The 5,095-nt window shown below is 68.1% G+C and carries 2 protein-coding genes; both read left to right on the top strand.

Annotated elements, in window-relative coordinates:
- Window positions 1–452 precede the first annotated feature (452 nt).
- Window positions 453–788, top strand: a complete 336-nt coding sequence (locus tag ACWC2T_RS45560) for a hypothetical protein (RefSeq protein ID WP_450676173.1) — start codon at window positions 453–455, stop codon at window positions 786–788.
- A gap of 608 nt (window positions 789–1,396) precedes the next feature.
- The coding region (locus ACWC2T_RS45555) for a GDSL-type esterase/lipase family protein (RefSeq protein ID WP_450676172.1) at window positions 1,397–5,095 on the top strand (3,699 nt) is incomplete at its 3' end.

The raw sequence follows: 5,095 nt of genomic DNA, 5'->3' as shown, positions 1-5,095 counted from the left end.
GGGTATTTGCGTGGTGCTGGCACTGCTCGTGGTTCTCCTTCGGGCCAGGATCATAAGCCTGGCTTCAGGGACTCCACGAATCCGGGGTCAGCTCACCCAGATGTGGGAGGGCAATGTTGCGATCATCGACCGGCAGACGGTCATCACTGCCTGTGACTGACCGTCACCCGTCCCTCTCCGTCCCGGAGGTGCTTGTCATGCCCGTACGTAGACCAGTGTCCCGTCGGCTCCTCGTTCTGCTCGTCGCCGCCGGAGCGATGACCGCTGCGTGCGGGCACGAACCGGCGAGCCATGGCCCGAACACCTCAGCCGCCCGGTCCTCAACGCCGGTTTCCGCCACGCCTTCGGCCGCTGCCACCCCAAGCCCTGACAGGGTGGAGGCGGCCAGGCAGAAGGCGGAAAGGGAGCGCAGGCAGGCTGCGCCGCCCGGGGTGACCATCACGCCGTCCCCGGTGACCGGCATCGCCAAGGGCAGTGAGCAGTTCGGAACTCCGGTCATCCGACAGGGAGACGTGACCGTGTACACGGCTAGGCGGGACGGAGATGCGCTGACGGTCCCTGTCGAGGTGGTCAACAGTGGTACCAAGCGTGCGTTCTATCGATTCCGCCTTCGGGTCACCGGGCCGGGCGGTTTCGACGCAACGGTCAGCGAATCGGCGGATGTCGTCGGCCTGTATCCGGGGACCTCATGGCCCATGCAGCTGACGGTAAGCGACCCTGGCCACACGCCTCCCGCGCATCCGCACATCACCATCGAGAGCGTCGAGCGGAACGAATACAAGGCCTAGCAAGCCCAGGACTCGGCTCTCTTCCCCACCGCCATCCAGGACGCCCTGTTCGCGCGAGCTGTTCGGTGAGCCGGTCCGGGGCCAGGCCTGTCGCGTCCTGACTGGCCCTGATGTGGGACGCACCCGCTGATGCGCGCTTACAGCCATGGGTCTGGCACCAACGGCGCCTCTCGGGGGAGTCACTCACCAAAATTCGGCGACTCGCCGCGGCCAGGGTCGGCTGGTTGACCGGCTCTGGCAGGGACGCCCACGTGGCCATCGCTGCCACGCTCCCGGGGCAAGCGGACCTGGTTGGAGAAAACCCGGGTCCGCCGTCCGCGCCGTTGCCGCTTTTATCGTCGGCCAACTCTCTTCGCACTCGCGCCCCCCGGTCCTCTTGCCGGGAGTGGTCGGCCGAGCCCTGCCTCGACCAGGCAGGGGGCCTCTCAACTAGAAACGGGGAAGCTGTCTTGAGACGAAGAAAAAGAGCACACCTGCCCATAGCTGCCCTGGCTGCCTGTGCGGCTTTGACCGGCGGCCTGCTGCAGGCAGCGCCCGCCGTTGCCGCGCCGACGCCCAGCTCCGGCCACGGCAACAACGCGCACGCCGTGCCGGTGCCTCCTGGCCGCGTGACGGATCCGGACAGAAAGCTCGGCAGGGACTGGCAGGCCAGTTCCGACCGTGCGGTCACCGCCGCCGCCGACGCGGACGGCTTGCGTATCCTCGTCGCCGACAGCGACAAGGCGTACGTGTGGAAGACCGCTGCTGTCCTGGCCGAGCCGGGCTTGCCGGCGGACTCCTGGATCGGCAACCAGTGCCTGATGGACCGCGACCACGTCGCGGCCGTGTACGCGCCGCGCAGTTTCACCAACAAGCCGGACCTGATGCAGGGCGGCGCGTTCGCCGCCATCGTCGACCTGACGACCGGCAAGGTGAGGAAGCTGCCCTTCACCGCGTCGCTGGCCTCCTTCGACCCGTCCTGCAACACGACCACGCACCAGGCCGCGTTCACCGGCTTCAGGGACATGAACGACGCCGCGCACACCCGGAGCCGGGTGATCACCGTGGACGTGTCCGGGAAGACCACGGGGACGGTGGAGGCCAAGGGCGAACTGACGAGCGCCGTTCCGGTGCGGGACGGCACGGTCGCAGCGCTCGGCAGCCGCCTGGTCCACCTCGACCGCTCGGGCAGGGTGAAGAGCCTCGCGGACGCGGGCAGCGCTCCGTTCGACATCCGGCCTGCCGCCGACGGCACGATCGCTTTCCTCGAGCGCACGGGCAATTCCGCGGCGCGCGCCAGGCTGTTCACCGGCAGCGGCGCACCGAAGGGGATTGCCTCGGGCCGGCTCGGCGACCTCGACCTCGTGCAGGGCGGCGCGGGCAGGGTCTTCCTCACCGGCCGCCCGTACGGCACCCCTGCCGCTGCGGGAACCGGCGTCACTCGCCTTGGCGCCCCGGCCGGCACCGACATCTCCTCCGACGGCCGTCTCGCCGTCGACCCGGTCCTGGCACCTGGTGTGCGCGCCGGCCTGACGCACATCAAGAACGCGGGCCAGGGCTTCACGAAGTCCGAGGAGCCCGCCCCGCGCACGGCGCCGCAGGGCGCCGCTGGCGACGAGCCCCTGACGGTCACCAGCACCGCCACCGCCACGGGAACCAGGCTGACGCAGAGCGTGCAGCAGGACGCCGGCGACGGGTCGGGCAACGATCCCTCCCCGGTCCTGGTCACCGCCACCACCACGCGCACCCGGCCGGGGCGCTCGGCGAAGACGGCCGGGTTGACGGTGAGCCCGCCGACCGACGACGACCGCTGGTGCGCCATCTCCCGCAACGACGTCAACGTCCAGGCGCTGCAGCCGACGTCGAACCAGGTCGAGTGGGCCGTCGACATGGCCGTACGCGGGGATCTGAGCGCCAGTTACATCCGGCAGGGCGGATACCGTGCCCAGGCCGGCCTCGGCACCGTCGACCCGCAGTCGCTGTTCCCCCTGCCGAAACTGACGGGCGGCGGCAGGATCCCGGCCAACGTGGTCCTCGGCATCATGGCCCAGGAGTCCAACCTGTGGCAGGCCGAGGGCGGATCGATCCCGGGGCAGATGGGCAACCCGCTGGCCGCCGTCGACGGCTACTACGGCCACAAAGCCAACCCCAGCGACCCGGCCGCCTACTGGCAGATCAACTGGGACGAGTCCGACTGCGGCTACGGCGTCGGCCAGGTGACCGACGGCATGCGGCTGGCCGGTCACGAAAAGCCGGGCGAGACCAGCCTGGACCCGCGCCTGCAGAAGCTCGTCGCGATCGACTACGCAACGAACGTCGCGGCCTCCCTGAAGATCCTCGCCGACAAATGGAACGAGGTCCACCAGAACGGCCAGAAGATCACCGTCAACAACGACGACTCCTCCAGGGTCGAGAACTGGTTCACCGCCGTGTGGAACTACAACCTCGGCTTCAACCCTCCGTCGCAGGCCGGCAGCCACTCCGGGCACTGGGGCCTGGGCTGGTACAACAACCCGGCCAACCCGATCTACGCCAAGGGCTGGGGCCACCCGTTCATGAACACCGACGTGGACGGGCCGGAGGCGAACAAGGACGCCGCCCATCCGCAGGACTGGCCGTACGAGGAGAAGGTGATGGGCTGGGCCGCCTGGTCCATCGACACCGGCTACTCCTACGCCACCTCCGGCCGCCAGGACTGGCCCGGCGAGTCCGGCTTCTCCTCGGCCGGCTTCCGGCCCGCCTGGTGGACCCTGGTCGCCCAGCGCACCGCCGTACAGCCGCCGCTGGACGCCTTCTGCAACTCCAAGAACAACTGCGATTCCAACACTCCGCCGAAGTGCCCGGACGCCGAGTGCTACGCACAGTACTGGTGGAACCAGCCGAACGTGACATGGAAGGCCGACTGCGACACCAGTTGCGGGCACGAGAACATCAAATACGGGACGCTGGTGCAGGAACCGGGGCGCGGCTCCCGCCTCCAGACCGGTACGCCAGTGTGCTCCGCCGCCCCGGCCGGATCCATAGTCGTCGCCTCGGTGCCGGACGGAACGCCGTCCTGGAGCGATCAGAGCGGCCGCGCAACGATCCACTCCGCAGGAAGTTTCCAGTTCAAGTTCAACCCGGGTACGGAAGGCCGGTACGAAGCAAAGGCCGACCTGCACTCGGTGGGCGGCGGGTACGGCGGCCACTACTGGTACACCCACACCCGCAACGCCGACCACTTCGGCGGTGACGGCGGCTACATGACCATCGACGGCACCTGGACCCTCGGTCAGAACCTCAACTGGGCCCGTGTCCTGGTCCACCTTCCCGACACCGGGGCACAGACCAGGCAGGCCGCCTACACGATCGGCGGGTCCGACACGAACAGCCCTAGACGGATCGTGGAGCAGAGAGCCGGCCGATGGGTCAGCCTCGGCGTCTTCCACTTCACCGGAACCCCGTCCGTGACGTTGACCAACACCACCCCCGACGGGACCGGCGACGAGGACGTTGCCTGGGGCGCCGTCGCTTTCCAGGGCCTTCCCGGTAAACCGAACCACACGGTCGTCGCGATGGGCGACTCCTTCTCCAGTGGTGAGGGAGCCTCCGAGGGCAACCGGGACTACTACCCGGAGACGAACTGGCGCAACAAGGTCAGCGGAGACCGCGACGGCTGCCACCGCTCCACCTACGCCTGGTCCCGGCAGGCAAAGCTCCCCGGCGAACAGCTCTCCATCGGCGAGCTGGACGACAACTGGAGCGCGCGGATGGACTACCACCTCATCGCCTGCTCCGGATCCCGCACCTACAACGTGATCGCTCCGACCGACAACAAAGACAGGACATACGACAACAGCGGAGAGTTGCCGCAGATCGAGCAGGGATACCTGGACCAGAACACCGACTTGGTCACCATCTCCATCGGCGGCAACGACTCCCGGTTCGGCTACGTGATCACCCAGTGCATGGGGACAGGAAATCCGTGCCAGGAGAAGAAGTTCGACAACGTCGAAGGCAAGGGCGTACCTGACGGCCCCTACCAGGGCAAGCCGCTCGCGGAAGCCATCCCGGACCTCATCAGCGATGTCGTCGCACCCAGCATCCAGAAGACGATCGAGGCAATCCACGACAAGGCCCGGAATGCCCGGATCGTCCTCATGGGTTACCCGCCGCTGCTGTCCAACGACGCCTCCTGCCTCAACAAGATCCCCCCCGTAGGGATCTCACCGGAGGAATCGCAGTGGCTCAACGGCGTGGCCGACTACCTGGCACAGACGATGTTCGAGACCGCTGACCTCGTCAGGAAGCACGGAGTGGACGTCGGCTATGCCAACCCGCAGGCGTTC

It is taken from the genome of Streptomyces sp. NPDC001393, assembly GCF_053597455.1.
This window is presented reverse-complemented; position numbering and strand designations above follow the sequence as displayed.